The organism is Streptomyces sp. NPDC087787 (assembly GCF_044743035.1).
Taxonomy (GTDB): Bacteria; Actinomycetota; Actinomycetes; order Streptomycetales; family Streptomycetaceae; genus Streptomyces.
Genome location: NZ_JBIUVQ010000001.1, coordinates 23,425 through 48,488, shown reverse-complemented (window position 1 = coordinate 48,488; position 25,064 = coordinate 23,425). Strand labels below are relative to the sequence as shown.

At 70.1% G+C, this 25,064-nt stretch carries 24 protein-coding genes and 2 tRNA genes; 8 read left to right on the top strand and 18 right to left on the bottom strand.

Annotation, left to right across the window (positions count from 1 at the left end; genetic code table 11):
• Positions 1-129 precede the first annotated feature (129 nt).
• Complete coding sequence (leuS, locus tag ACIOWN_RS00245) at positions 130-3,012, bottom strand: leucine--tRNA ligase (protein ID WP_362347281.1); 2,883 nt, start codon at positions 3,010-3,012, stop codon at positions 130-132.
• Between the two features lie 447 nt (positions 3,013-3,459).
• On the opposite strand from leuS, the gene ACIOWN_RS00240 reads away from it, so the two are divergent.
• Together ACIOWN_RS00240 and ACIOWN_RS00235 are read left to right on the top strand one after the other, a co-directional pair.
• Positions 3,460-4,776 carry a cytochrome b/b6 domain-containing protein gene (locus tag ACIOWN_RS00240; RefSeq protein ID WP_362347279.1) on the top strand — a complete coding sequence of 439 codons (1,317 nt, stop codon included), beginning with the start codon at positions 3,460-3,462 and terminating at the stop codon, positions 4,774-4,776.
• The gene (locus ACIOWN_RS00235) at positions 4,773-6,383 is read left to right on the top strand and encodes an NADH-ubiquinone oxidoreductase-F iron-sulfur binding region domain-containing protein (RefSeq protein WP_362347278.1); all 1,611 of its coding nucleotides are present in this window, start codon (positions 4,773-4,775) and stop codon (positions 6,381-6,383) included. Before ACIOWN_RS00240 ends, ACIOWN_RS00235 begins: the two co-directional genes overlap by 4 nt.
• A gap of 119 nt (positions 6,384-6,502) precedes the next feature.
• Here ACIOWN_RS00235 and ACIOWN_RS00230 read toward each other — a convergent pair.
• The 10 genes from ACIOWN_RS00230 to ACIOWN_RS00185 all read right to left on the bottom strand — a co-directional run bounded on the left by ACIOWN_RS00230 (position 6,503) and on the right by ACIOWN_RS00185 (position 11,807).
• Positions 6,503-6,575, bottom strand: a tRNA-Ala gene (locus ACIOWN_RS00230).
• Positions 6,576-6,716: 141 nt separating this feature from the next.
• Positions 6,717-6,950, bottom strand: coding sequence for a hypothetical protein (locus tag ACIOWN_RS00225; protein WP_100566877.1), 234 nt, complete (start codon positions 6,948-6,950; stop codon positions 6,717-6,719).
• A 3-nt stretch (positions 6,951-6,953) separates the two neighbouring features.
• Positions 6,954-7,124 (bottom strand): hypothetical protein, encoded by a 171-nt coding sequence (locus ACIOWN_RS00220; protein WP_100566876.1) that lies wholly within the window; start codon positions 7,122-7,124, stop codon positions 6,954-6,956.
• A gap of 259 nt (positions 7,125-7,383) precedes the next feature.
• Positions 7,384-7,456, bottom strand: a tRNA-Ala gene (locus tag ACIOWN_RS00215).
• Positions 7,457-7,575: 119 nt separating this feature from the next.
• Positions 7,576-8,253, bottom strand: a complete 678-nt coding sequence (locus ACIOWN_RS00210; protein ID WP_401979465.1) for a histidine phosphatase family protein — start codon at positions 8,251-8,253, stop codon at positions 7,576-7,578.
• Positions 8,244-8,690: a ribosome silencing factor gene (gene rsfS / locus ACIOWN_RS00205; RefSeq protein WP_362347274.1), complete on the bottom strand. Its 447-nt coding sequence runs from the start codon at positions 8,688-8,690 to the stop codon at positions 8,244-8,246. The genes ACIOWN_RS00210 and rsfS overlap by 10 nt, the downstream gene beginning before the upstream one ends.
• A 78-nt stretch (positions 8,691-8,768) precedes the next feature.
• Positions 8,769-10,550 carry an LCP family protein gene (locus tag ACIOWN_RS00200; protein WP_362347272.1) on the bottom strand — a complete coding sequence of 594 codons (1,782 nt, stop codon included), beginning with the start codon at positions 10,548-10,550 and terminating at the stop codon, positions 8,769-8,771.
• A 16-nt stretch (positions 10,551-10,566) separates the two neighbouring features.
• A complete protein-coding gene (nadD, locus tag ACIOWN_RS00195; RefSeq protein ID WP_362347270.1) occupies positions 10,567-11,241 on the bottom strand; it encodes a nicotinate-nucleotide adenylyltransferase in 675 nt (224 codons plus the stop codon).
• 69 nt (positions 11,242-11,310) lie between these two features.
• Positions 11,311-11,466, bottom strand: a complete 156-nt coding sequence (locus tag ACIOWN_RS00190) for a hypothetical protein (RefSeq protein ID WP_199836487.1) — start codon at positions 11,464-11,466, stop codon at positions 11,311-11,313.
• A 176-nt stretch (positions 11,467-11,642) separates the two neighbouring features.
• Complete coding sequence (locus tag ACIOWN_RS00185) at positions 11,643-11,807, bottom strand: hypothetical protein (RefSeq protein WP_362347268.1); 165 nt, start codon at positions 11,805-11,807, stop codon at positions 11,643-11,645.
• Positions 11,808-11,908: 101 nt separating this feature from the next.
• Between ACIOWN_RS00185 and ACIOWN_RS00180 the strand changes: the two genes are divergently transcribed.
• Positions 11,909-13,018 carry a M48 family metallopeptidase gene (locus ACIOWN_RS00180; protein WP_401980208.1) on the top strand — a complete coding sequence of 370 codons (1,110 nt, stop codon included), beginning with the start codon at positions 11,909-11,911 and terminating at the stop codon, positions 13,016-13,018.
• Position 13,019: 1 nt separating this feature from the next.
• Here the strand turns inward: ACIOWN_RS00180 and ACIOWN_RS00175 are convergent, their stop codons facing one another.
• The 5 genes from ACIOWN_RS00175 to proB form a co-directional block, all read right to left on the bottom strand.
• Positions 13,020-14,093, bottom strand: coding sequence for a hypothetical protein (locus tag ACIOWN_RS00175; protein WP_362347264.1), 1,074 nt, complete (start codon positions 14,091-14,093; stop codon positions 13,020-13,022).
• 89 nt (positions 14,094-14,182) lie between these two features.
• Positions 14,183-14,770: a hypothetical protein gene (locus ACIOWN_RS00170; protein ID WP_362347263.1), complete on the bottom strand. Its 588-nt coding sequence runs from the start codon at positions 14,768-14,770 to the stop codon at positions 14,183-14,185.
• A 63-nt stretch (positions 14,771-14,833) separates the two neighbouring features.
• Entirely contained in the window at positions 14,834-16,120 is a 1,287-nt protein-coding gene (locus tag ACIOWN_RS00165) for a glutamate-5-semialdehyde dehydrogenase (protein WP_401979461.1), read from the bottom strand.
• Positions 16,121-16,179: 59 nt separating this feature from the next.
• A complete protein-coding gene (locus ACIOWN_RS00160) occupies positions 16,180-16,608 on the bottom strand; it encodes a hypothetical protein (RefSeq protein WP_362347260.1) in 429 nt (142 codons plus the stop codon).
• A gap of 173 nt (positions 16,609-16,781) precedes the next feature.
• The gene (proB, locus tag ACIOWN_RS00155) at positions 16,782-17,960 is read right to left on the bottom strand and encodes a glutamate 5-kinase (RefSeq protein ID WP_362347258.1); all 1,179 of its coding nucleotides are present in this window, start codon (positions 17,958-17,960) and stop codon (positions 16,782-16,784) included.
• Between the two features lie 168 nt (positions 17,961-18,128).
• Here proB and ACIOWN_RS00150 point away from each other — a divergent pair, with 168 nt between their 5' ends.
• The 5 genes from ACIOWN_RS00150 (at position 18,129) to ACIOWN_RS00130 (ending at position 22,464) form a co-directional block, all read left to right on the top strand.
• The gene (locus tag ACIOWN_RS00150) at positions 18,129-18,344 is read left to right on the top strand and encodes a hypothetical protein (RefSeq protein ID WP_401979458.1); all 216 of its coding nucleotides are present in this window, start codon (positions 18,129-18,131) and stop codon (positions 18,342-18,344) included.
• On the top strand, positions 18,341-18,556 hold the full coding sequence (locus ACIOWN_RS00145; protein WP_362347254.1) for a hypothetical protein: 216 nt from the start codon (positions 18,341-18,343) through the stop codon (positions 18,554-18,556). The genes ACIOWN_RS00150 and ACIOWN_RS00145 overlap by 4 nt, the downstream gene beginning before the upstream one ends.
• A 555-nt stretch (positions 18,557-19,111) precedes the next feature.
• Positions 19,112-20,674, top strand: coding sequence for a CDP-glycerol glycerophosphotransferase family protein (locus ACIOWN_RS00140; RefSeq protein WP_362347253.1), 1,563 nt, complete (start codon positions 19,112-19,114; stop codon positions 20,672-20,674).
• Positions 20,675-20,677: 3 nt separating this feature from the next.
• Complete coding sequence (locus ACIOWN_RS00135) at positions 20,678-21,394, top strand: IspD/TarI family cytidylyltransferase (protein ID WP_326802428.1); 717 nt, start codon at positions 20,678-20,680, stop codon at positions 21,392-21,394.
• Complete coding sequence (locus ACIOWN_RS00130) at positions 21,391-22,464, top strand: NAD-dependent epimerase/dehydratase family protein (RefSeq protein WP_362347251.1); 1,074 nt, start codon at positions 21,391-21,393, stop codon at positions 22,462-22,464. The genes ACIOWN_RS00135 and ACIOWN_RS00130 overlap by 4 nt, the downstream gene beginning before the upstream one ends.
• A 67-nt stretch (positions 22,465-22,531) precedes the next feature.
• Here ACIOWN_RS00130 and ACIOWN_RS00125 read toward each other — a convergent pair whose 3' ends face one another.
• Both ACIOWN_RS00125 and obgE read right to left on the bottom strand, forming a co-directional pair.
• A complete protein-coding gene (locus tag ACIOWN_RS00125) occupies positions 22,532-23,356 on the bottom strand; it encodes an acyltransferase (protein ID WP_362347250.1) in 825 nt (274 codons plus the stop codon).
• 215 nt (positions 23,357-23,571) lie between these two features.
• Positions 23,572-25,008 carry a GTPase ObgE gene (obgE, locus tag ACIOWN_RS00120; RefSeq protein ID WP_362356641.1) on the bottom strand — a complete coding sequence of 479 codons (1,437 nt, stop codon included), beginning with the start codon at positions 25,006-25,008 and terminating at the stop codon, positions 23,572-23,574.
• Positions 25,009-25,064: the final 56 nt, after the last annotated feature.

Below are 25,064 nucleotides of genomic sequence, written 5' to 3'. Positions count from 1 at the left end.
TCGCGCCGCCCTTCAACGGTAAACGCAAGGGGCAGGTCCCGGGTTCCGCGGGAACCCCGAACCTGCCCGTAGGGGACTACCCCGAGGCGCTCACGCCCCGGCCGTCACGCGCCCGCCACGAACGAACGCTCACGCCGGAACGATGTTGACCAGCTTCGGCGCCCGCACGATCACCTTGCGGATGCCCGCGCCCTCCAGCGCCGCGACGACCTTCTCGTCGGCCAGCGCCACCTTCTCCAGCTCCTCCTCGGAGATGGCCGGCGACACCTCCAGACGCGCCTTGACCTTGCCCTTGATCTGGACCACGCAGGTCACCGTCTCGTCGACCACGTACGCCGGGTCGGCGACGGGGAAGTCCTGGTGGACGACCGAGCCGGCGCGGCCCAGCTTGTGCCAGAGCTCCTCGGCGATGTGCGGGGCCAGCGGGGCGACCATCAGCACCAGTGCCTCGGCGACCGGGCGCGGCACGGGCCGGCCCGTCTTGGTCAGGTGGTTGTTCAGCTCCGTCACCTTGGCGATGGCGGTGTTGAAGCGCAGGCCCTCCAGGTCCTGGCGGACACCGTCGATCGCCTTGTGCAGGGCACGCAGCGTCTCCACGTCGACGTCCGCGTTCTCTGCTTCAACGACGGTGACCTCGCCGGTCGACTCGTCGACGACGTTGCGCCACAGCCGCTGCAGCAGCCGGAACTGGCCCACCACCGCGCGCGTGTCCCACGGCCGGGAGACGTCCAGCGGGCCCATCGCCATCTCGTACAGGCGCAGCGTGTCGGCCCCGTACTCGGCGCAGATCTCGTCCGGAGTGACCGCGTTCTTCAGGGACTTGCCCATCTTGCCCAGCAGCCGGGAGACCTTCTCGCCCTGGTAGTAGTAGGCGCCGTCGCGCTCCTCCACCTCGGCGGCCGGCACCGCGATGCCGCGGGCGTCCCGGTAGACGTAGGCCTGGATCATGCCCTGGTTGAACAGCTTGTGGAACGGCTCCACGGAGGAGACGTGCCCCAGGTCGTACAGGACCTTGGACCAGAAACGGGCGTACAGCAGGTGCAGCACGGCGTGCTCGGCGCCGCCGACGTACAGGTCGACGCCGCCGTGGGGCATGCCCTCGCGCGGGCCCATCCAGTAGCGCTCGATCTCCGGGTCGACCAGCTGCCGGTCGTTGTGCGGGTCCAGGTAGCGGAACTCGTACCAGCAGGAACCGGCCCAGTTGGGCATGGTGTTGGTCTCGCGGCGGTACTTCTTCGGCCCGTCGCCCAGGTCCAGGGTGACGTGGACCCAGTCCTCGTTGCGTGACAGCGGCGTCTCGGGCTGGGTGTCGGCGTCGTCCGGGTCGAAGGTGCGCGGCGAGTAGTCCTCGACCTCGGGCAGCTCCAGCGGCAGCATCGACTCGGGCAGCGCGTGGGCCACGCCGTCCTCGTCGTAGACGATCGGGAAGGGCTCGCCCCAGTAGCGCTGGCGGCTGAACAGCCAGTCGCGCAGGCGGAAGTTGACGGTGCCCTCACCGATGCCCTTGCGCTCCAGCCACTCGGTGATGCGCGCCTTGGCGTCGACGACGCCCAGGCCGTCCAGCTTCACGTCGTCGCCGGCGGAGTTCACGATCTTCGCGTCGTACGAGGCGAAGGCGTCGTCCCAGGTCGCGGTGTCCGTGCCACGGTCGTCGGCCGGCTCGACGACGCAGCGCATCGGCAGTTCGAAGGCGCGCGCGAAGGCGAAGTCGCGGCTGTCGTGAGCGGGGACGGCCATGATCGCGCCGGTGCCGTAGCCCATCAGGACGTAGTCGGCGATGAAGACCGGGATCTTCTCGCCGTTGACCGGGTTGACGGCGAACGCGCCGGTGAAGACGCCGGTCTTGTCCTTGGCCTCGGCCTGGCGCTCGACGTCCGACTTCGAGGCGGCCTGGGCGCGGTAGGCGGCGACGGCCTCGGCCGGGGTGGCGTGGCCGCCGGTCCACACGTCGTGGGTGCCCTCCGGCCAGGCGGCCGGGGTGAACTTCTCCACCAGCGGGTGCTCGGGCGCCAGCACCATGTAGGTGGCGCCGAACAGGGTGTCCTGGCGGGTGGTGAAGATCGTGATCTTCTCGCCGTCGATCGGGAAGTCGACGCGGGCGCCCTCGGAGCGGCCGATCCAGTTGCGCTGCTGGAGCTTGATGGCCTCGGGCCAGTCCAGCTCCTCCAGGTCGTCAAGGAGCCGGTCGGCGTAGGCGGTGATGCGCATGTTCCACTGGCGCAGCTTGGCCTTGAAGACGGGGAAGTTGCCGCGCTCGGAGCGGCCCTCGGCGGTGACCTCCTCGTTGGCCAGCACGGTGCCCAGGCCGGGGCACCAGTTGACGGGCGCGTCGGAGGCGTAGGCCAGGCGGAACCCGCCCAGGACCTCGGCGCGCTCCGCGGCGCTCAGCTCGGGCCACGCGCGCGTGTGCCCCGGAACGGTCCGCTCACCGGACTCGAACTGGGCGATCAGCTGCGAGATGGGGCGGGCCTTGCCGGCCTCGTCGTCGTACCAGGAGTTGAAGATCTGCAGGAAGATCCACTGGGTCCACTTGTAGTAGTCCGGGTCGATCGTGGCGAACGACCGGCGCTTGTCGTGGCCCAGGCCCAGCCGGCGCAGCTGCGCCTTCATGTTCTCGATGTTGGCCTCGGTGGACACGCGCGGGTGCGTGCCTGTCTGCACGGCGTACTGCTCGGCGGGCAGGCCGAAGGCGTCGAAGCCCAGGGTGTGCAGGACGTTGTGGCCGGTCATCCGCTGGAAGCGGGCGTACACATCGGTGGCGATGTACCCGAGCGGGTGGCCGACGTGCAGACCCGCACCGGACGGGTACGGGAACATGTCCATGATGAACTTCTTGGGCCGGGCGGCCAGGTCGGGGTCGCCCGCCAGGTCACCCTTGGGGTTCGGCGCCGCGTAGGTGCCCTCGGCGTCCCAGAAGTCCTGCCAGCGTGCCTCGATGTCGGCCGCCACGGCGGCCGTGTAGCGGTGCGGCGCTGCCACCTCGGAGGGGGCAGCGGGGTTCGTCTCGCTCATGGTCCTCAAAGCTCCATCGATCGTCTCTGCCCACGGCTGCGACTTTCAGAAACGAAAAATCCCCTCGCACAGGAGGGGACGCCGCGCCGATGCCGACCGTCCTGTTGGTCCGGCGGTCGGGACTGATCAGCGCGGCTCGCTAAGCAGAAGGCGTACGGCACGCATGGCGTCAGGGTACCGCAGGCGTCGAGCCCGGGGCGACGAGCGTCCACGGGACGGGACGCGGTCCCCGGCGAACCGTGAGGGACCGGGGGGCCGCCGGTGAAGGTTCAGAAAAACTGAACATCGTTCAAAGTTAACCCGGCGTAACGGAGCCTATGGGGACAACATGAGCCTCAGCTGTGGCGTTGATAACAACGCAATAACTCAAACGGCGTACTGCTCGGTTTGGAGCCACTTAGAGTTCGTGCTCGGGACCGCTTTCCCGAACCGCTCGGAGTCGCCCCCATGAACCCTCGTCGCAGTAACAGCTCGCTCCCCAAACCCGGCCGCTCGGCCTATGGGGTGGCGTCGGCTGTCGTCCTGCTCCTCATACCCGTGGTCGTGCTGGCCGGAGGCAGCCAGTTCCGCGAGTTCCTGAACTTCGGCGCGGGCGTGCTCTCCCTCGTCTCGCTCAGCTGCTCGGTGATCTGGGGCCTGGTCGCCCAGGACCGGATCATCCTCAACACGCGCCAGCGGATCGTGGGCCAGGCGGTGCACCGGACCACCGCGGTCGCCTCGATCGCGTTCCTCCTGGTGCACATCACCACCAAGATCGTGCTGGGGCACACCCAGCTGATCGCCGCGGTCGTCCCGTTCTCGCTCGGTCTCACCGGGATCGAGGGCCTGGTGGGCCTCGGCTCCCTGGCCGGCCTGCTGATGATCTTCGTCGGCATCACCGGCGCGCTGCGCAGCAACTTCGCCACCCCCGCCCCGGTCGCGGCGCGCTGGCGGGCGATGCACATGCTGGCCTACCCGGCCTGGTGCGCGGCGCTGATCCACGGCCTGTACGCGGGCCGGGAGGCCAAGCCGATCTTCGTCATCCTCTACGGCCTGTCCCTGCTGGGCGTCATCGTGGCCCTGGCCGTGCGCGCGGCGCCGCGTCCGGTCAAGCGCAGGCTCGCCGAGCAGCTGATGGCGGTGCTGGGCGGCGGCGAGCGTCCGGAGCTGGACGACCTGGACGCGAGCCGGGCCAGGGTCTCGGAGTCCGGACTGGCGGGCTACGACAACGCACGCGGCGCGACGCCCCCGCGCGCCGACGCGACGAGGACCGCGCCGCGCGGACCGCGCCCCGCCTCCCCGCTGTACGACACCCCCGCGCCCGCCGCGGAGCCCCAGCCCGGCTTCGCGGCCGCCTACCGGACCGTCGCGACGCCGCCGCCCGGGCAGTCCTTCGCGGCCGACCAGACCGCGCGCATGAACGTTCCGTTCGACGCGCAGACCGCGGGGGCGGCACCGCGCGTGGACGGCCCCGGCAGCACCTCGGGCAGCTGGCCGATCCCCTCGCCGCCGCCGGTCGGTGAGGCGCCCCCGTCGGCCTACGACCCGCTGAACGACACGGGGTACAACATCCCCGCCTACAACAATCAGGGCGCCGCCGCGGGCACTCCCGCGTACGGCGGACGTGATGTGTACAACACCGGTGAGACGAACGCCCCCTACGGCGCGTACAACCCCAACGACACGTACAACAGCGGTCCCGCCAATGAAACACCCCCCGGCGCCTCCTACGACGCGCCGGGTTCGGGCGAACCTTGGAACACGCCTTCCGGAGGCTACAGGTGAACGAGGCCCTGCCCGACGTCCCGGAAGTCCGTGTGGTCGGGCTTCCCCAGCTCACGTCGGGCTTCGACCTTGTCGAACGACTCGATCTGCCCATGCACCTGAAGGTGCACGGGCCGCTCGAACCCTTGGGCGGCGAGCAGCTCGCGAAGCTCTCCGAGGCCATCAACCTGAAGGGCCGCGGCGGCGCGGGCTTCCCCTTCCACAAGAAGCTGCGCTCGGTCGCCGAGGCCGCGATCAAACGCGGCGTACGGCCGGTCGTCGTCGTCAACGGCAGTGAGGACGAGCCGGCCTGCCGCAAGGACACCGTCCTGATCAACCGTGCCCCGCACCTCATCCTGGACGGGGCCCTGCTGGTCGCCGAGGCCCTCGGTGCCCGCACACTCGTGGTGGGCGTCACCCGGGAGTCCACCCAGCGCTCCATGGAGGCGGCGCTCGCCGAACGCGGACTGAGCAACAGCCGCAGGTCGGCGCTGCGCGCGAGCGTCCAGCGCAACCCGGTGCGCATGGTCACGGGCGCGGCCGCCTCGCTGATCCGTTCCATCGACGGCGGTCCGGCGATCCCGCCGGGCCGCAAGACCAGCGCCTCGCAGAACGGCGTGGGCGGCGTTCCCACCCTGCTGTCCAACGCGGAGACCTTCGCGCAGCTGGCGATCGCCGCCCGCATCGGCCCGGAGCGCTACGGCAACACCGGCCTGTACGACGAGCCGGGCACCGTGATGCTGACCATCTCCGGCGCCGTCGCCCGCCCCATGGTGGTCGAGGCGCCCACCGGTGTGCCGCTGCGCTACGTCCTCCAGCTCGCGGGCGCGCCGCCGGTGCCGCAGGGCGTGCTGACCGGCGGCTACCACGGCAAGTGGATCGACGCGGCGACCGTCAACGAGGCGATCGTCTCGCGCAACTCCCTGGACGCGGTGGGCGGTGCGATGGGCGCCGGGGCGATTCTGCCGATCAGTCAGGAGACCTGCCCGCTGGGCGAGTCGCTCCAGGTCGCCAAGTGGCTGGCGGAGGAGAGCGCGGGCCAGTGCGGTCCCTGCTATCTCGGTCTGCCGGCCGCGGCGCGCGGCATGGAGGACATCCTGAACGGCGGCGGCCCGGCCGCCCTCGAGGCCCTCAAGCAGGTCGCCAAGAACGTCAAGCGGCGCGGCGCGTGCTCGCACCCCGACGGCTCGGCGATGTTCCTCGAGTCCACCATCAAGGCGTTCACGGACGACCTGGCCGCGCACGTCCTCGGCAACGGCTGCGGACGCCCCGTGGAGGGCGTCCTGCCGCTCTTCGAGGGCGGCAGGGCCCCCACCGGCATCCCCGGCGGCGCCGAGGCCGAGGAGTCCGGCTCCAGCCGCCAGAAGATCTACGTCGACTGGACGCTGTGCCGGGGCCACGGCCTGTGCGCGGACATCCTCCCGGAGGTCTTCGAACTGGGCGCCGACGGCTTCCCGACCGTCGCCCAGGCGAAGGTCCCGCGCTACGCGGAGGCCAAGGCCCTGCGCGCCGTGCGCCGCTGTCCCGCGCTGGCCCTGCGCCTCGAGGAGGACACCCGCTCGCAGGCCCCGGCCCGCAACCTGCCGGTCCTCTCCCAGGGCCGCGGCCGCCGCGCCCTGGGCCGCTGAACGCACGCGACGGCGGGCTGCCCCCTCGGGGGCGGCCCGCCGTCGCATTGCCACCGTGTACGCGTCCGGGCATACGTCGAGGGCGAGCCATCCGATGGATGACTCGCCCTCATTTTCTGTGGAGCTAAGGAGAATTGAACTCCTGACCTCCTGCATGCCATGCAGGCGCTCTACCAACTGAGCTATAGCCCCTCGTGGCCACGCGGACCAGCCGCGTTCTTGACCGTGTCGCCCGGTTTCCCCGGCGGCGACGCCAACATTACACGGTCCAGGGGGTGGAACACCAAATCGGTTTCGCTGTGCCCCGCACGCCCGCCGGACGGCGGGCCGGGGTCACGCCGTCACGAACGAATAGAACCGCTTCAGCGTGCAGTGCTCCTCCAGGAGCCGGCCGTAGATCGGCTCGCCCTCCAGCTCGCGGTAGGTCTCGATCGGGTCGCCTTTTATGATCAGCGCCCGCGCGCACTCCTCGCACCAGTACTGGTAGTCGGGGTTGATCGGCTCCATGTCGCGGACGATCGGGGTGCCGCCGCCGCACCAGTCGCACTTCCGCCTGTGTGCACCCATGGGTCAGCTCCAGCTGTGGCCGCAGGCCGTGCACACGTACGAGATCCCCCCGTTGTCACCGAGGACTTGGGCCACATGGAGGGAGCCGCAGGAGGGGCAGACGAGGCGGGTGCCCGTGTCTCGTATCAACGCCGCACCGAGGAGGTGGACCTCCTCGAGGATGCAGGCAGGCATCGCTACTCCCTCCCGTCGGGCCGCGCCCCCTCCGGCCGTTTGATTCTGCCACGGCCGGGCCGATACGGTCAGCGACGCCTCGGTACCAGTACGGCCACGACCTGCGTCGCGGGCCACACCCGAGAGCGCGCTCGCACAGATATACGCCCCCGGGGCCCGAGTGACTCAAGCCGGGGCGCGGGAACACAGAAAATCCCGCCCCTGAGAGGGACGGGATCCTTCCGAACGATCTTCGGCTACTCGACGGAGTACCGGTTTGTGGAGCTAAGGAGAATTGAACTCCTGACCTCCTGCATGCCATGCAGGCGCTCTACCAACTGAGCTATAGCCCCTTGCCGCCACGCGAACCTGCCGCGTGGTGTTCCGCTCCGCTCGGCGGGGCGAACAAGAAGAACTTTAGCCTGCGACCTGCCAGAAAGTGAAATCCGGGTCGCGCGGGGCCGGGGGCTGCTCAGTCGTCGTCGCCGAGGACCGGCTCGGGCAGGGTGCCTGCGTTGTGCTCCATCAGCCGCCAGCCCCGGGCGCCCTGGCCGAGGACCGACCAGCAGCAGTTGGACAGGCCGCCCAGGCTCTCCCAGTGGTGGGGCTCCAGGCCGAGGAGCCGGCCGAGGGTGGTGCGGATGGTGCCGCCGTGGCTGACCACCACGAGCGTGCCGTCCTCGGGGACCTTCTCCAGGTACCGCAGCACGACGGGGGCGGCGCGGTCGGCGACCTCGGTCTCCAGCTCGCCGCCGCCGCGGCGCACCGGCTCACCGCGCTTCCACGCGGTGTACTCCTGGCCGTACCGGTCGATGATCTCCTCGTGCGTCAGGCCCTGCCAGACGCCCGCGTAGGTCTCGCGCAGGCCCTCGTCCCTGGCGACCTCCAGGCCGGTCAGCTCGGCCAGCTCGGCGGCCGTGCGGGTGGCCCGCACGAGATCGGAGGAGACGATCGCGTCGGGCCGCAGGGAGGCCAGCAGACGGGCGGCACGGCGGGCCTGGCCGACCCCGGTCCCGGTCAGCTCGACGTCGGTACTGCCCTGGAAGCGGCGCTCCACGTTCCAGGAGGTCTGGCCGTGCCGCCACAGGATGATGCGGCGGCCCCGGCCCGTGGTGCGGCCGGACGCCTCGGCGGCGCCACTCACCGCCACTCACCGCCGGGCTCGTCCGTCTCCTCGTCGGCCTGCTGCTTGGCGTGCTCCTCGGCCCGGCCACGGGTGGCCTTGGCGTCGGCGGGCAGTTCGAGCTCGGGGCAGTCCTTCCACAGCCGCTCCAGGGCGTAGAAGACCCGCTCCTCGCTGTGCTGGACGTGCACGACGATGTCGACGTAGTCGAGCAGGACCCAGCGGGCCTCGCGGTCGCCTTCGCGGCGCACCGGCTTGGCGCCGAGTTCCTTGAGCAGCCGCTCTTCGATCTCGTCGACGATCGACTTGACCTGGCGGTCGTTGGGCGCGGACGCCAGCAGGAAGGCGTCCGTGATCGACAGCACGTCGCTGACGTCATACGCGATGACGTCGTGCGCGAGCTTGTCGGCGGCCGCCTGGGCGGCGGTGTTGATGAGGTCGAGAGAGCGGTCGGTCGCGGTCACTACGAGGCTTTCCTTCGGCGGTCACTTGACACCAAGGGTCTCACGGACCGCCGAGGACGCCTCACGCGTTTCGGGGGATCACTGCGCCGACGGGCCCCGGTAGTCCTGGCCGAGGACGACCGAGACGTCGGCGTTGGAGGTGACCGTGCCCTTCGTCACCGCCGTGTCGGGCAGTCCCAGGGTCCTGGCGACGTCGGTGGCCTTCTGCTTGTCCGCGGCGTCGGCGTAGACGACCTCGGACGCCGAGCGGACGGCGGACGAGGTGCCGCCCTCCAGGAAGGTGAAGCCGCCGCCCAGGAGGGCGACCCGGGCCTTCTCGGTGTCGGCCTTGGCGCCGGTGGCGTTCCGCACGGAGACCCGGACGGCGGACGACTGGTCGGGGCTCTTCGCGGTGCCGCCGAGAACGTCCTTGACCACGCTCTCGCTGGTCTCGGCGCTCAGCGTGCCGTCCGCCTGCACGGGCAGCAGCGCCGTCTTGTAGTCGCCGCCCTTGGCGAACGCGGCCAGCTTGGCGAGGAACGTGCCGAGGTCCTCGTCGGTGAGCGAGGGGTCGAGGATCTGCTGGAGCGTCTGCACTGTCGTCGTGGCACCCCGGGCGTCGGAGGAGAGCTTGCGCAGCACGCTCTGCATCACCTGCCCGAACCGTTCGAGCTGGGCGTTCTCCTCCTCGCCAGAGGCGTGGTAGGTGGCGTAGGCGACGGCCATCTTGCCGCTGAGGGTCTGCGACTTGCCCTTGCGGACCAGGGGCGAGGTGTCCTTCTTCTTGCTGTCCGGGTCGGGTACGTCGGCGTTGGTGTCGACGTCGACGTTGCCGACCGAGTCGACGAGGTTCTGGAGGTAGGGGGTGTCCAGGCGCCAGGTGCCCTCGATGTCGGTGCCGAGCACCGTGTCGAGCTGGTCGCGGGTTCCCGAGGAGCCGTCGCCCTTGACCGACTTGGCGAGGGTCGTGACGCTGCCGTCGTCGCCCGTCAGGGCGAGGGTGTTGGGCAGCAGGACGGTGGTGCCCTGCTTGGTGGTGGTGTTGCCGACGAGCAGGGCCGTGGACGTGCCGCCCCGGGCGGTGTCGTGCAGGTGGACGACGATCACGTCGCGCTTCTGGGCGCCGGACGCGGTCGTGGTGCCGCTCTCCGAGCCGGGGGACGACAGGCCGGGCAGCTTCCCGGCGTACCAGAGGTAGCCGACGCCGCCCACGGCGACCAGGGCCAGCACGACGGTCAGGGCGATGATGCGGCTGCGGGCGCGGCGGCGGGCCTCCTCGCGGCGCTCCGTGCGGTTCTCGGTGAACTTCAGCCAGTCGATGACGTCCTCGGAGTCGTCGCTCGGCTCCTCGACGAAGGCGAACTGCTCGGTTCGGTAGTCGCGTTCGTCCGCGCCGTCCCGGTCCGGTCCCCGCTCCGCCCGGTCGGCGTCCGCCGGGCCGGTCTGCTGCGGGATGTGGGCGGTCTGCTCGGCGACCCGGGGCTGCTGTCCGCTGGTCGCGGCCGCGCCGTACGGGTCGTGGGGGGCCGCGGCCGGGCCGGAGCCGTACGGGTCGTAGGAGCCGTGGGCGCCCTGGGCGGCGGGACCGGGCGCCTGCCGGCCCTGGTCGTGACCGCCGTCGTAGCCGGTGCCGTAGCCGCCCCGGTAGGCGCCGTCCTGGCCGGACTGGTAGGCGCCGCCCTGGTAGGCCGTGGGATCGAGGTGCTGCTGCCCGCCGGTCGCGTAGGGGTCGTAGCCGTAGCCCTGCTGCCCGTACGCGTCGTAGGTCTGCTGCGGAGTCTGCTGGACGGGGATCGGCCGGTACACAGGCCGGCCGTACTCGTCGTAGCCGACGAGTTCGTACTGGTCGCCCCCGTGACCAGCGTCGTATCGGTCGTTCACCGGTGCCCCTCTCGGCTTACTCGCCTCGGTACAGCTGGCGTTTGGCGATGTAGCGCACGACTCCGTCAGGCACCAGATACCAGACCGGGTCGCCCTTGGCGACTCTTGCCCGGCAGTCCGTGGAGGAGATGGCGAGGGCGGGGACCTCGACGAGCGAGACACCGCCTTCCGGCAGGCCGGGGTCGGTCAGATGGTGGCCGGGCCGGGTGACGCCGATGAAGTGCGCGAGGGAGAACAGTTCCTCGGAGTCCCGCCAGGTGAGGATCTGGCCGAGCGCGTCGGCGCCGGTGATGAAGAACAGGTCCGTGTCCGGGTTGAGCGCGCGCAGGTCGCGCAGGGTGTCCACGGTGTAGGTGGGACCGCCGCGGTCGATGTCGATGCGGCTCACGGAGAACTGCGGGTTCTCGGCGGTCGCGATGACCGTCATCAGATAGCGGTCCTCCGCCGGGGAGACATGGCGGTGGGACTTCTGCCAGGGCTGTCCCGTGGGTACGAACACCACTTCGTCCAGGTGGAACTGCGCGGCGACCTCGCTGGCCGCCACGAGGTGCCCGTGGTGGATCGGGTCGAACGTCCCGCCCATGACGCCGAGGCGCCGCTTGCCCGACGCCGAAGTCCCGCCGCCGGGCCGGTGTTCGAGGGGTTTCACCGTGTCACTCGCCGGACCGGTAGGCATGTCCTGCTCTCCCATGCGTGCAGACCCTACCGGCCCGGCCTGAGGACTCCATGATCCAGTTCCCGGGTACGGGCCGGGCGGGGTTCAGCGGTCGCGGTTGAAACGCGTGGTGATCCACAGCAGGAGCAGCAGGATGAACAGCGCGCCGCCGCCGGTGAGGAAGGGGCTGAGGCTCTCGTGGTTGCCGCCCTCGGCCTCGGCGAGGGTGGCCAACTGGGCAGCGGTGCTGGGGAAGCTCATCTTTGGCAGGACCTATCCGGGAGTGGGCGGGACAAGGATGTCGGCCCATCGTAAGCAACCCCCGACGCAGCGCTCACCCCGACTCCACTCTTGGCGCCGCGGGCACGCCCACCCCGCCGGCACCCGCGGGGGCGGGCGCCACGGCCGCGGGAGCCCCCGGGAACCTTTCCGCGCTGTCAGTCGTCGTTCCGCTTGTAGCCGCGGAGGAGGAACCAGCCGGTGAGTACGCAGCCCACGACCATCACGATCAGGACGACCCGGAGCAGGTAACCCGCCCCCTGGTGCTGGGCGGCGGCGCTCGCGGCCTCGGTGAGCCGGGCGGCTGCGGGGTGGTGCTCCATGACGTGGACTCCTTCGTCGTACTGCCCGTCCACGGTATCTCCGCCTAGGCTGGGCCCTGCCTCGGGGGCACATCGGGACACTGACAGACATGGGGGACCACATGTCCGACGACGGCCGCGAACAGGACGGGCGGGAGCAGGTGCCGAGCCGGCAGCGCAGGCGCTTCCCGGAGATCTCCTCGCGCGCGTACGAGCACCCGGCCGACCGCTCCGCCCTGGTCGCGCTGCGCAAGCTGAGCGGCTTCGACACGGTGTTCAAGGCCCTCAGCGGCCTGCTGCCCGAGCGCAGCCTCCGGCTGCTGTTCCTGTCCGACTCCGTACGCGTCTCCGACCAGCAGTTCGCCCATTTGAACGACATGCTGCGGGACGCCTGCTACATCCTGGACCTGGAGAAGGTCCCGCCGATGTACGTGACCCAGGACCCTCAGCCCAACGCGATGTGCATCGGCCTGGACGAGCCGATCATCGTGGTCACCACCGGCCTGGTCGAGCTGCTCGACGAGGAGGAGATGCGGGCGGTCGTCGGCCACGAGGTGGGCCACGCCCTGTCCGGGCACGCCGTGTACCGCACGATCCTGCTGTTCCTGACGAGCCTGGCCGTCCGGGTCGCCTGGATCCCGCTGGGCAACCTCGCGATCATGGCGATCGTCACCGGGCTGCGCGAGTGGTTCCGCAAGTCGGAGCTGTCCGCGGACCGGGCCGGTCTGCTCGTCGGCCAGGACCTGAAGGCCTCCATGCGGGGTCTGATGAAGATCGCGGGCGGCAACCACCTGCACCAGATGAACGTGGACGCGTTCCTCAAGCAGGCCGAGGAGTACGAGGCCGGGGGCGACCTGCGCGACTCCGTGCTGAAGATCCTCAACGTCCTGCCGCGTTCGCACCCCTTCACCACCGTGCGGGCGGCCGAGCTGAAGAAGTGGGCGGAGTCCCGCGACCACCAGCGGATCATGGACGGCCACTACCCGCGCCGCTCCGAGGACAAGGACACCTCGGTCAGCGACTCCTTCCGCGAGTCGGCGGCCCACTACGCCAGCCACGTCAAGAGCTCGAAGGACCCGCTGATGAAGCTGGTCAGCGATCTGGCGGGCGGCGCCGGCGATCTGGGCGACCGGGTGCGGCGCGGCTTCGGCGGCTTCACGGGATCGGCTCCGCCCAAGGGCGGGGCCAAGGACCAGCCGTCCAGCGACACCCCGCCCCGCGACGAGGACTGACCTACCCCACCGTCGGCTCCGCGCTGTGCGCCAGGGAACCGCAGACGGCCGCCGCGGTGTCCGTGGCGTACGGGTCCGTGCCGGGCGGGCCGCCCGCCTTGGCGGTCTGGCCGGCCAGCAGCGGCTCGAACTGCCGTGCGGAGTCCCCGGCGCAGGAGAGCGGGCCGGCCTGCGTGTAGGAGACGACGATCTGCACCTGGTGCAGCCGCAGGTCGTCCGGGGTGAAGCGGAACTGCAGCTCGCGCCGGACGGTGAACAGCGAGGACGGCGCGTGCGTCCCGGAGCCGGCCGGCTTCAGGGCGTATACGAAGGTGTGGTCCGCGCCCACCTCCAGGGTGGAGGAGTCGGTCTCGGCGGCCTGGAGGCTGCCCTGGGCCCGTATCTCGCGTCCGGCCAGCTCGACGCGGGCCGGGTCGAAGCGGACGAGCCAGCCGGTGGCCGCGTGCCGCCCGTCGGCGGCGGGCCGGTCGAAGCTCTGGTCGAACTGGTCGAGCTGACTGGCGTCGAGCAGCGCCCGCACGGGGTCGGTCCGACCGCCGGTGAGCACCTCCGGGTAGAGGGAGGACGCGACGATGTACTCCTTCGCGATGGTCAGGGCGGCGACGACCTGGCTGTCGGAGAAGTGCGCGGTGCGCCGTACGGTGGGCAGCGGTACGCCCTCCGCGCCGACGGAGAACTGGGCGGCCGGGCTGTGCGCGTACAGGTGAGCGGGGTCGGCCGCGCCGGGCACCTTGCCCTGCGGAGCGAGCGGGACGACGGTCATCCGCAGCGGCTCCACGGCCCGCTGGGCCTGTGCGCTCTGGTAGGGGTGCCGTACGCCCATGTAGATCGCGGTGCCGAAGGCGACGAGGATCAGCAGGACCAGCAGCAGTGCCTGCCGTGACAGCCCGCGGCGGGCCGGCGGGCGGCGGCGCACGGCGGGGGTGTGGTCGGTCATCCGTTCGAGTGCGGAGTATTCCTGGAGGCGGGCAGCCCGAACGAACGACTCGTCGAAGACGACGGACCGGTATTCGTCCTCCGCACCTCCAGGGACGCCTTCGGGTGTCCCCTCAGGTGGCTCTCCAGGCCCTCCCATATCTTCAGGGTAGGTCTCCGCAAGCCCTGGTAAACGCCCTGATGTGCGACAAGTTCTGACAGGTTCTCACCAGAACCGCCGCGCCGCCGTCAGGGCGTGCGCGGGACCGCGGGGACGGCGGGCTGGGAGTACTCGGCGGACGCGGAGGGCGCCGCCGCGCTGCCCTGTTCCAGTCCGGTCGAGGCGGGCGGCGGTACCTGGTCCCGGCTGCCCGAGGAGCCGCCCCGGTAGACCGCCGCGAAGGCGAGGGCGACCATGCCGATGCCCATGACGAGGGCGAGCACCCAGGCGACGGGGCGGTGCCAGCGGACGTGCTTGCCGAAGGTCCCCGGGGCGCCGGGCCGGCCTTCGAGAACGTCGGCGTCGGGGTCGTCCGGGTCGCCGTAGGGGTCGGGGCCGAGGCCGTACCCCTCCTCGTAGCGCTCGCCTCTGGCGTGGGCGCGGCGGGCCTCCGCCTCGGAGGCCTCGGCTCTGGCCTGCGCGGCGGCCAGTAGGCGTTCGACCGCGGTCGGCTCGTGGATCACGGCCGCGCGTACGAAGGCCTCGTCGAAGACCACGGAGGCGAACTCTTCGTCCGGCACCCCGTGGTCGTGGTCGTCGTCGGGCTCCCAGCCGTCAGGGAACGGCGTGCCCCCCACGTCCTCCGGCACGGATCCAGAGTAGACCTGAGGGGTCAATTTGGGCAGACGGTATGGAAATTCATCCGTCTGCTGAGACGCCCCGCCACGGGCCGGACCGCGTCAGCGCCGGGTGTGCCCGTCCCCCGTGAGGATGTACTTGGTGCTGGTCAGCTCGGGCAGGCCCATCGGGCCGCGGGCGTGCAGCTTCTGCGTGGAGATGCCGATCTCGGCGCCGAAGCCGAACTGGCCGCCGTCGGTGAAGCGGGTGGAGGCGTTGACGGCGACGGTCGTGGAGTCGACCAGCTGGGTGAACCGGCGGGCGGCCTGCTGCGAGGTGGTGACGATCGCCTCGGTGTGCCCGGAGCTCCACAGCCGGATGTGCGCGACGGCCCGGTCGAGGGAGTCGACCACGGCGGCGGCGATGTCGTACGACAGGTACTCGGTCTCCCAGTCCTCCGCGGTGGCCTCGACGACCGTGGCCCGGGAGTCCTTGGCGTGGGCCATGACCCGCTCGTCGGCGTGGACGGTGACCCCGGCCTCGGCGAGCGCGTCCAGGGCGCGGGGCAGGAACTCGGCGGCGATGTCCTGGTGGACCAGCAGCGTCTCGGCGGCGTTGCAGACGCTGGGCCGCTGCGCCTTTGAGTTGATCAGGATGTCGACGGCCGTGTCGACGTCGGCCTGCGCGTCGACGTAGACGTGGCAGTTGCCGGTGCCGGTCTCGATCACCGGGACGGTGGACTCGTTCACCACGGTCCGGATCAGCGAGGCGCCGCCGCGCGGGATCAGCACGTCGACCAGGCCGCGGGCGCGCATCAGCTCGCGCACGCTCTCGCGGCTCTCGCCGGGCACCAGCTGCACGGCGTCGGCGGGCAGCCCCGCCCCGCCCACGGCGTCGCGGACGACCCGGACCAGCGCGGTGTTCGACTCGTAGGCGGAGGCCGAGCCGCGCAGCAGCACCGCGTTGCCCGACTTCAGGCAGAGGGCGGCGGCGTCCACGGTGACGTTCGGGCGGGCCTCGTAGATGATCCCGACCACGCCGAGCGGGACGCGGACCTGGCGCAGGTCGAGCCCGTTCGGCAGCGTGTTGCCGCGGACGACCTCGCCGACCGGGTCGGGCAGCCCCGCCACGTTCCGCACGTCGGCGGCGATGGCGCGCACCCGCTCGGGGGTGAGCGTGAGCCGGTCGACGATGGCGTCGCTGGTACCGGCCTCGCGGGCCTTGGCGACGTCCTTGGCGTTCGCCTCGAGGATCTCGCCGGTACGGACCTCCAGGGCGTCCGCGATGGCCAGCAGGGCGTCGTCCTTCGCCACCCGCGGCAGCGGCGCGAGGTCGGCGGCGGCGGCCTTGGCGCGGTACGCGGCCTGGGTGACCGGGGACATCGAGTCGTACGGCGAGAGCATGGTCATGAAGGAAGGGTAGTGCGGCGTGCGGGGCGGCCACCGGTCGTCCCACACCGCGAGACGGGTCAAAAGGGATGGACCCCGACCGGTGTCGCCGGCGGCGCCCCGTACCCCTCGGCGAGGCGCTGGTGGTAGGTCTCGCGGTCGACGACCTCGAGTCCGACGATCTCCCAGGGCGGGAGCTGGGCGCTCTGCCGGTGCTCGCCCCACAGCCGCAGGGCGACGGCGGCCGCGTCGTGGAGGTCGCGGGCCTCCTCCCAGTAGCGGATCTCGGCGTGGTCGCCCGCGTACCGGCTGGTCAGCAGGAAGGGGTGGTCGTGGGCGAGCTGCTCGAGGCCGCGCCGCACCTCCTTCAGCGGGGCCTGGGCGCCGGAGACGCTGAGCGTGACGTGCCACAGCCGGGGCAGGTCCGGCGGCGCGGCGCAGCCGTCTCCGCTCGCCACGCTCGTCAGGCCACCGCGGGACGCCGCCGCCCCGGGGCGCACTCGTCTCACGACGTCCTCCTTCGCGCAGCGCTCGCTCGCATCGCTGGCATCGCTCCACCGCTGGTCCCGCTCATGCGGAATGCGTCCCTGCCTCAAAGTGGAGCAGGCCGCACGGCTCCGCGGGGCGGTTTTACGGAACGTCCCCCACCTTCGGCACCCGGGTGGCCGGACGTTTCGGACCATTACGGCTGCAGGAGCACCAGATCGTCCCTGTGTACGACCTCGCGTTCGTACGCCGGTCCCAGCTCGCGGGCGAGTTCTCGGGTGGAGTGGCCGATCAGCCGGGGAATCTCCTTGGCGTCGAAATTGACGAGCCCGCGGGCCACCGCGCGCCCGGTGCCGTCGCGCAGCTCGACCGGGTCGCCGGCGGTGAACTCGCCCTCCACGGCGGCGATACCGGCGGGCAGCAGCGACTTGCGGCCCTCGACGACAGCCCGGACCGCACCGTCGTCGAGGGTGAGCGCGCCCTGCGGGGCGGAGGCGTGCTGCAGCCACAGCAGCCGGTCGGCGGAGCGCTTTCCGGTGGGGTGGAAGTAGGTGCCGGTGTCGCCGCCGGACAGGGCGTCGGCGGCGTGGGCGGCACTGGTCAGCACCACGGGGATGCCGGCGGCGGCCGCGATCCGGGCCGCCTCCACTTTGGTCACCATGCCGCCGGTGCCGACGCCGGCCTTGCCGGCGCTGCCGATCTCGATGCCCGCCAGGTCGGCCGGGCCCCGCACCTCCGCCAGCCGGGACGTGCCCGGCCTGCTCGGGTCGCCGTCGTAGAGGCCGTCCACGTCGGACAGCAGCACCAGCAGGTCGGCGCGGACCAGGTGGGCGACGAGCGCGGCGAGCCGGTCGTTGTCGCCGAAGCGGATCTCGTCGGTGGCGACGGTGTCGTTCTCGTTCACCACCGGAAGGGCCCCCATCGCAAGGAGCTTGTCGAGGGTGCGGGAGGCGTTGCGGTGGTGGGCGCGGCGGCTGGTGTCGTCGCCGGTCAGCAGGACCTGACCTACACGGATGCCGTAGCGGGCGAAGGAGGCGGTGTAGCGGGCCACGAGCAGGCCCTGGCCGACGCTGGCCGCGGCCTGCTGGCGGGCGAGGTCGCGGGGTCGGCGGCGCAGGCCCAGCGGGGCGAGGCCGGCGGCGATGGCGCCGGAGGAGACGAGGACGATCTCCTTGCCTCCCCCGCTCGTCCGTTCCCCGCCGCCCTCGGGCGGGGTCCCTCGGGCGGCGCCGTCCTTGAGGCTCTTGCCGAGCACGTCCACGAGCGCGTCCACGCGGTCGGCGTCCAGGCCGCCCGACGCGGTGGTCAGCGAAGAGGAACCCACCTTGACGACGATCCTGCGGGCCTCGCGCACGGCCTGCCTTGCCCCTGTCACGTACCTTCCCCACTTCCTTACCGGGTGCCCTCAATCTACGTGTACCGGAACGGGAGTCGGCTTCGCATTCCAACCGTCGGACACCCGACGGACGGCCACGTCCGGGCGGGCAGTCACGGATCGCCGCCGCGACATTGCCGAACAATAAATATGAATAACCGGGCGCAAATGCACGACGGCTGTCTCGTGCACTCGAATTGTCTGCTGATCGAGGGCACCTACGCCGGTCACGTCGGCACGAAGTGGACCTTCACCGGCTCGCACAACCTCGACTGCTCGTCGCTGCGCGACAACGACGAGACGCTGCTGAGTTCACGGACGAGCCCGCAGATGGAACGGCACCGCGCACGCCGCGTCGTCCTCGAGGGAGAGCGAGCCCTGTGAGACTGGGACGTGCCGCAACCACGGCAGCCGGCCAGCGGGACCCGGCCGACACCGGCCGCGGCCTGCCGGCGGGCGAGGCCGCGGGGGCGGCGGCGATGGCACCGGAGGAGACGAGGACGATCTCCTTCCGTCCGCCGCCCTCGACCGGGGCCCTGCAGGCGACGCCGTCCTTCGGGCTCCTGCCGAGCACGTCCGTTCCGTCGACGTCCTGACCACCGGCACCGGCGGTCAGGACGAGGAACCCACCTCGCACACGACCGCCCCTCCCCTGTTACCTTGTTGTCCGTCTCCTCGCGCCCGTCCGGCTGCATGGCGATGCCCACATACCGAATCCGCGGGCTGCTGGTGGCACGGTTCGCGCCCGCGCGGTGACGGAGAAGCGCGGAGCGCTGGGCAGAAGTTGACCGCGTCACAGCCATTGGGGCCATTGACGCCCGGATCCGCAGCTCACGCCGCGATGGTGGCCCCTGTCACGGCTTATGGTTGCGCTGACTCGGTGCGCTATGCTCCCACGGTCGCCCCACCTGGCGCGGGCAGGCGTCGTCGCCGTCGCGCAGGCCTCGTAGATGCGCGGCGGTTTCACGGACGGAAGGATGACGATGCCACGTTGCTCGATAGCAGCGATTTCCTGGGAGCGCGTACACCTCAATCTCACTGCGGCCGTCTCGGACTTCACTGGGGATCCTAGTACGCTCCGTTTCCTGATTGTCGATGGTGAGCGCGAGTTCCCGGTGAATTCTCGGCAAATTGACGCCGAACAGCACCGCTTGGAGATCAACGTCACCAACTTCCAGGACCGGCGTCAGGTGCCCAACGGCTCCTGGCGGATCGTCCCGGTGGCCGGGGAGACGCGACTGCCGGCCGCCGGCTTCGACCTCACGGCCACGGACCGCCTCGACGTGGACTCCCGCACCTTCCTCTACGACCGCAACCGCTCCGCGTACGTGATCGCTTTCGGGATCTCGGATGACGAGGACAACCCCGAGTTCCTCATGCGGACGTACCAGTTGTTCCGCAGCGCCGGACCGAGCAAGCCGGGCAAGTCGGGCCCGAAGGGTCCGAAGGCTCCGAAGAAGCCGCTCGGCCAGCGGATCGGACTGTGGTTCTTCCCGCGCGCCCGGCGCCGCAAGCTCGCCAACCGCATCTACTCGGTCTCGCACCGCCTGTACCGGTCGCGCGGCAACCGGATCCTGTTCGCCTCCGAGATGCGCACCGGCCTCGGCGGCAACCTGGCACGCGTCCATGACCGGATGATCGAACGGGATCTCGACAAGAAGTACTCGTTCCGCTATTCGTTCCGAATACCCAGCACCGCCAACAAGTGGAGCACGATCCGTCTCATCTACTTGCTGGCTACGTCGGACATCGTGATGATGGACGACTACTTCGGGCTTCTCGCCCAGTTGGGCATCTCCCCGGACACCAAGATCATCCAGCTCTGGCACGCCGGAAGCGGGTTCAAGTCGGTCGGCTACAGCCGATTCGGACGATACGGTTCGCCGAAGCTGTCCAACGCCCACCGCAAGTACACCTACGTGATCACCGGCTCCCAGCACCTTGTGCCGGTGTACGCCGAAGCGTTCGGCATCGAGGAGTCGGCGGTCGTGCCGACGGGTCTGCCGCGCATCGACACGTTCCTCGACAAGGAACGCTCTCGCAAGGTCACCGAGGACTTCTTCACCGCCAACCCGAAGCTCAAGGGCAAGAAGATCGTGCTGTTCGCGCCGACCTTCCGCGGGAAGAACATCGACGACGCGCACTACGACTACAACCGCATCGACTTCGCGAAGCTCCACGAGGTCTGCGGGGACAAGTACGTCGTGCTCTTCCGGATGCACCACTTTATAACGGATCCCGTGCCGATTCCGGCGGAATACTCGGACCGGCTGCTGGACTTCGCGTCGTTCCCGGACACCAACGACCTGCTGCACGTCACCGACGTACTCGTCACCGACTACTCCTCCGTCATCTACGAGTACACGCTGCTCGACAGGCCGATCCTGTTCTACGCGTACGACAAGGACACCTACTCGGTGATCCGCGGATTCCACCGCGACTACGACTCCGTCGCTCCCGGCAAGATCTGCGTGACCTTCGACGAGCTGCTCAAGGCCCTTCAGGACGAGGACTACGACACCTCGAAGGTGGAGCAGTTCCGGCAGGAGAACTTCGACTTCGTCGACACCAACTCGGCGGACCGGGTGATCGACTGGCTTGTGCTCGGCGACCCCCATGACAGAAAGACGGGCGGCGATCGCCGGTGGCTCGATCTCGCCCCTGACGACACGGCGGTTGGCGACCAACCGCTCAGCGACCAGTCGGAGGCATGAGCTGTGAACGTTGCGTTGCTTTTCGCCGGCGGCATCGGGACGAGGATGAACTCCCGTGCTCTCCCGAAGCAGTTCCTGGAGATCCACGGCAAGCCGATCATCATCCACACCCTCGAGCACTTCGAGGCGCACCCCGATATCGACGGCATCGCCATCGCGATCCTTCCCGAATACCGCCAGCACCTGATGAAGCTGCTCAAGCGGTATGAGATCGAGAAGGTCAGATGGGTCGTCGACGGCGGCAGGACCGGCCAGGAGTCGCGGCACAACGCGCTCAAGACGGTCGCCGCGGACTGCCCCGAGGACACCGTCGTGCTGATTCACGACGGCGTGCGGCCGCTGATCGACGCGAAGCTGATCAGCGCCAACATCGAGACCGTCCGGGAACACGGCTCCGCGATCACCTGCACCAAGTTCAACGAGACCGTGGTGTCGAGCGAGCACGAGCACATCGACGACGTGATCCCGCGCGACCACATCTACGCCGCTCAAGCCCCGCAGAGCTTCCGGCTCGGCCAGATCCTCTCGCTGTACGACCGGGCGGTGGCCGAGGACGAGCACGACACCATCGACTCGTGCTCCCTCATGCACCGGTACGGCGAGAAGATCTACCGTGTGGTCGGCCCCCGCTCGAACATAAAGATCACGACGTCCGAGGACTTCTACCTGTGCCGGACGTTCTTCGAGATCATCGAGAACCAGCAGATCGTAGGTACGTGAATCCAGTGACTACCGTCTCCAGTCCGGTCGTGGCGCACGACCTCGATGAGATCCTCGACCGTGACCTGCCGTGGAGCGAGCTTTCCGGCAGCACGGTGCTGGTCACCGGTGCAAGCGGCATGCTGCCGTCGTACGTCGTCTACACCCTGCTCGCACTGAACGACCGGCACGGGCTGGGGATCTCCGTCCACGGCCTGGTGCGGAACGAGGACAAGGCCAGGCGACTGCTCGCCGATGTGCTCGACCGTCCCGACTTCCACCTCGTCGTCCAGGACGTGTCGGCGCCGCTCGAGCTGCCCGGCCCCGTCGACTACGTGATCCACGGGGCGAGCGCCGCGCGGCCCGCCCTGCACGGCAGCCAGCCCGTCATGACGATCAAGGCGAATCTGCTGGGCACCTTCAACCTGCTCGACCTGTGTGTGGAGAAGGCCGGCCGCGGATTCGTGCTGATGTCCTCCGCGGAGGTCTACGGCGCCCAGCCGCCGGAGACCGAGCTCATCGACGAGCAGAGCTACGGCGGCTTCGACATCCTCAACCCGCGGGCCTGCTATGCCGAAGGCAAGCGCGCCGCGGAGACGATCTGCGCGAGCTACGAGGCGCAGTACGGAATCGACTGCCGTGTCGTCAGGTTCGGTCACATCTACGGGCCGGGGATGGCGCTCGACGACGGGCGGGTGCAGGCCGACTTCGCGGCGAACGTGGTGGCCGGCAAGGACATCGTGCTCAACAGCGACGGTTCCGGCGTACGGACCTACACCTATGTGGCCGACGCCATCGCGGGACTGTTCTACACGCTGCTCCGCGGTGACCAGACGGCCTACAACGTCGCCGACCCGTCCGGTCTGGTCTCCATCCGGCGGCTGGCGGAGCTGTTCACCGAGGTGCGCCCGGAGCGCGGGCTCCGACTGCGGTTCAGCAATGAGTCCGACGCGCGCGCCTACAGCCTGACCAAGAAGCAGGGCCTGGACAGCACGCGCCTGGCGGCCCTCGGCTGGCGTCCGATGGTCGACCTGCCGGTCGGGCTGAACCGTATGGTGACCCATCTGGAGTCGACCGTCGAAGCGCTCTAGCAGACCCCTGACAGCGGATCACCCCGGCACTGACCTTTGTCAGTGCCGGGGTGATCCGCTGTCAGGCCTATGAGGGGTACGAAAGTTTCCGGACCAGCCGCCGCACCGGTGCCGGGAGCATCAGGGCCAGCCGCCGCTTCGCCCCGGCCCGCGGCCGCACGGCCCGCGGCCGCACCACCGGCTTCTCCGGGACCGCCGCGTCATCGGTGAGGTTCCAGTACTTCGGGGACTTCTCCCCCTTGCGCGGATACTCCTCGTTCGGGCGGCGCGGCACGACCTCCGGGCGCTCCCAGGCGATGTCCCGCCGTACCACGCGCGCCGGTGCTCCCACCGCGACGCAGTTGTTCGGAATGGACGAGGTGACGATGGAGCGGAAGCCGATCACCGAGCCATTGCCGATGGTGACGCCGCCCATCACGACCGCGTGCTTCGCGATCCAGACGTGCTCGCCCACGACGATCGACTGGGACGGGTTCACGCGCTTCTCGGTGCGCACGTCGAAGATCGGGTGGGTGTCGTCGCCCCGCACCTCGATGTTCTTGGCGAACATCACGTCGTCACCGATCGACACCGACACGCCTTCGACGGCGGAGATGAAGGTGCGGCCGGCGCAGCCCACGTTCTCGCCGATCAGGATCCGGGACTCGTGTCCGCAGCGCAGTTCGAAGCGGAGGCCCGCGCGCTTCTTCGTGGTCGGGCCGATCTCGATCTGCCCGTTGTCCCCGGAGAAGGTGATGAGCAGATCCTTGATATCGGCCTTGGGGCTGATGATGAGTGTGTTGTTCGACCCCTTGAACCGGATATCGATCTTGTCCTCACGGACCTCGCCGTCATAGACGATCCGATTTCCCTGGTCGTCCTTGTAACGCTCGAGCTTGTGCAGTTGCAGCATCGCGTCTGAGGGTGTGCCCTCGACCGGGTCGGGTCGGACCAGCCCCTCGCACCTCCGTTCCAGCCTGTAGGTTCGCGCTCAAGCTACCAGATGTCCCTATTAGCGAGAATTCATCTGATCAACTGGTTGTCGACGACCGCGTCGGCCTCCGGATCGAAAGCATTTGGCGCTGAACACCTGAGCCTCACGTGGTCCGGATGTGTCAACGCCCGCTTCTAGAAGGGCTCGAAGTCGTCGTACTCGTCCTGGGCGTCGTCGCGTTCCGCCTGGCGGTCGCGGCGGCGCTGGGCAGCCGGGCGCGGCGCCTCGAACCGGTGGTCCTCGCCGCGGCGGCCGAGCATCTCCGCGCCCGCCGTGACCGACGGCTCCCAGTCGAAGACGACGGCGTTCTCCTCGGGTCCGATGGCGACACCGTCACCGGCCCGGGCGCCGGCCTTCATCAACTGCTCCTCGACACCGAGGCGGTTGAGGCGGTCGGCGAGGTAACCGACGGCCTCGTCGTTGTTGAAGTCGGTCTGCCGCACCCAGCGTTCGGGCTTCTCGCCGCGCACGCGGAAGAGGCCGTCGTCCTCGCGGACGACGGTGAAGCCCGCGTCGTCGACCGCCTTCGGCCGGATGACGATACGGGTCGCCTCCTCCTTCGGCCGGGCGGCACGCGCCGTGGCGACCAGGTCGGCCAGCGCGTACGACAGCTCCTTGAGCCCGATGTGCGCGACCGCCGACACCTCGAAGACGCGGTAGCCGCGCGCCTGGAGGTCGGGGCGGACCATCTCGGCGAGGTCCTTGCCGTCGGGGACGTCGGTCTTGTTCAGGACGACGATGCGGGGACGGTTGCCGAGGCCGCCGTACTGCCGCAGCTCCTCCTCGATGACGTCGAGGTCGGAGACCGGGTCGCGGTCGGACTCAAGGGTGGCCGTGTCCAGTACGTGCACGAGCACGCTGCACCGCTCCACATGGCGCAGGAACTCCAGGCCGAGCCCCTTGCCCTGGCTGGCGCCGGGGATGAGACCCGGCACGTCGGCGACGGTGTAGACGGTCGAACCGGCCGTCACCACGCCCAGGTTGGGCACGAGGGTGGTGAACGGATAGTCCGCGATCTTCGGCTTGGCCGCGGAGAGGACGGAGATGAGGGAGGACTTGCCGGCACTCGGGTACCCGACCAGCGCCACATCGGCGACGGTCTTCAGCTCCAGGACGATGTCCTGCACGTCACCCGGCACGCCCAGCAGCGCGAAGCCGGGCGCCTTGCGCCGGGCGGAGGCCAGCGCCGCGTTGCCGAGGCCGCCCCGGCCGCCCTGCGCGGCGATGTACGAGGTCCCGTTTCCGACGAGGTCGGCGAGGACGTTGCCGGCCTTGTCGAGCACGACGGTGCCGTCGGGCACGGCGAGGACGAGGTCCTGCCCGTCCTTGCCGCTGCGGTTGCCGCCCTCGCCGGGCTTGCCGTTGGTGGCCTTGCGGTGCGGCGAGTGGTGGTACTCGAGCAGCGTGGTGACGGACTGGTCGACGGTGAGAATCACGTCCCCGCCGCGACCCCCGTTGCCGCCGTCCGGGCCGCCCAGCGGCTTGAACTTCTCACGATGCACGGAGGCACAGCCGTGGCCTCCGTTACCCGCGGCGACATGGAGTTCGACGCGGTCCACGAAGGTGGTCATGGTGGTGCCTCCAGCACTGTGAAACGTACGGATGTGGTGACTGCGTAACACGCGAA

What these genes read in the sequence shown, in the direction of transcription:
- leuS (WP_362347281.1), bottom strand. Translation starts at nt 3,012, where the DNA reads ATGAGCGAGACGAACCCCGCTGCCCCCTCCGAGGTGGCAGCGCCGCAC.
- ACIOWN_RS00240 (WP_362347279.1), top strand. Translation starts at nt 3,460, where the DNA reads ATGAACCCTCGTCGCAGTAACAGCTCGCTCCCCAAACCCGGCCGCTCG.
- ACIOWN_RS00225 (WP_100566877.1), bottom strand. Translation starts at nt 6,950, where the DNA reads ATGGGTGCACACAGGCGGAAGTGCGACTGGTGCGGCGGCGGCACCCCG.
- ACIOWN_RS00220 (WP_100566876.1), bottom strand. Translation starts at nt 7,124, where the DNA reads ATGCCTGCCTGCATCCTCGAGGAGGTCCACCTCCTCGGTGCGGCGTTG.
- nadD (WP_362347270.1), bottom strand. Translation starts at nt 11,241, where the DNA reads ATGGGAGAGCAGGACATGCCTACCGGTCCGGCGAGTGACACGGTGAAA.
- ACIOWN_RS00190 (WP_199836487.1), bottom strand. Translation starts at nt 11,466, where the DNA reads ATGAGCTTCCCCAGCACCGCTGCCCAGTTGGCCACCCTCGCCGAGGCC.
- ACIOWN_RS00185 (WP_362347268.1), bottom strand. Translation starts at nt 11,807, where the DNA reads ATGGAGCACCACCCCGCAGCCGCCCGGCTCACCGAGGCCGCGAGCGCC.
- ACIOWN_RS00180 (WP_401980208.1), top strand. Translation starts at nt 11,909, where the DNA reads ATGTCCGACGACGGCCGCGAACAGGACGGGCGGGAGCAGGTGCCGAGC.
- ACIOWN_RS00175 (WP_362347264.1), bottom strand. Translation starts at nt 14,093, where the DNA reads ATGGGAGGGCCTGGAGAGCCACCTGAGGGGACACCCGAAGGCGTCCCT.
- ACIOWN_RS00165 (WP_401979461.1), bottom strand. Translation starts at nt 16,120, where the DNA reads ATGACCATGCTCTCGCCGTACGACTCGATGTCCCCGGTCACCCAGGCC.
- ACIOWN_RS00150 (WP_401979458.1), top strand. Translation starts at nt 18,129, where the DNA reads ATGCACGACGGCTGTCTCGTGCACTCGAATTGTCTGCTGATCGAGGGC.
- ACIOWN_RS00125 (WP_362347250.1), bottom strand. Translation starts at nt 23,356, where the DNA reads ATGCTGCAACTGCACAAGCTCGAGCGTTACAAGGACGACCAGGGAAAT.
- obgE (WP_362356641.1), bottom strand. Translation starts at nt 25,008, where the DNA reads ATGACCACCTTCGTGGACCGCGTCGAACTCCATGTCGCCGCGGGTAAC.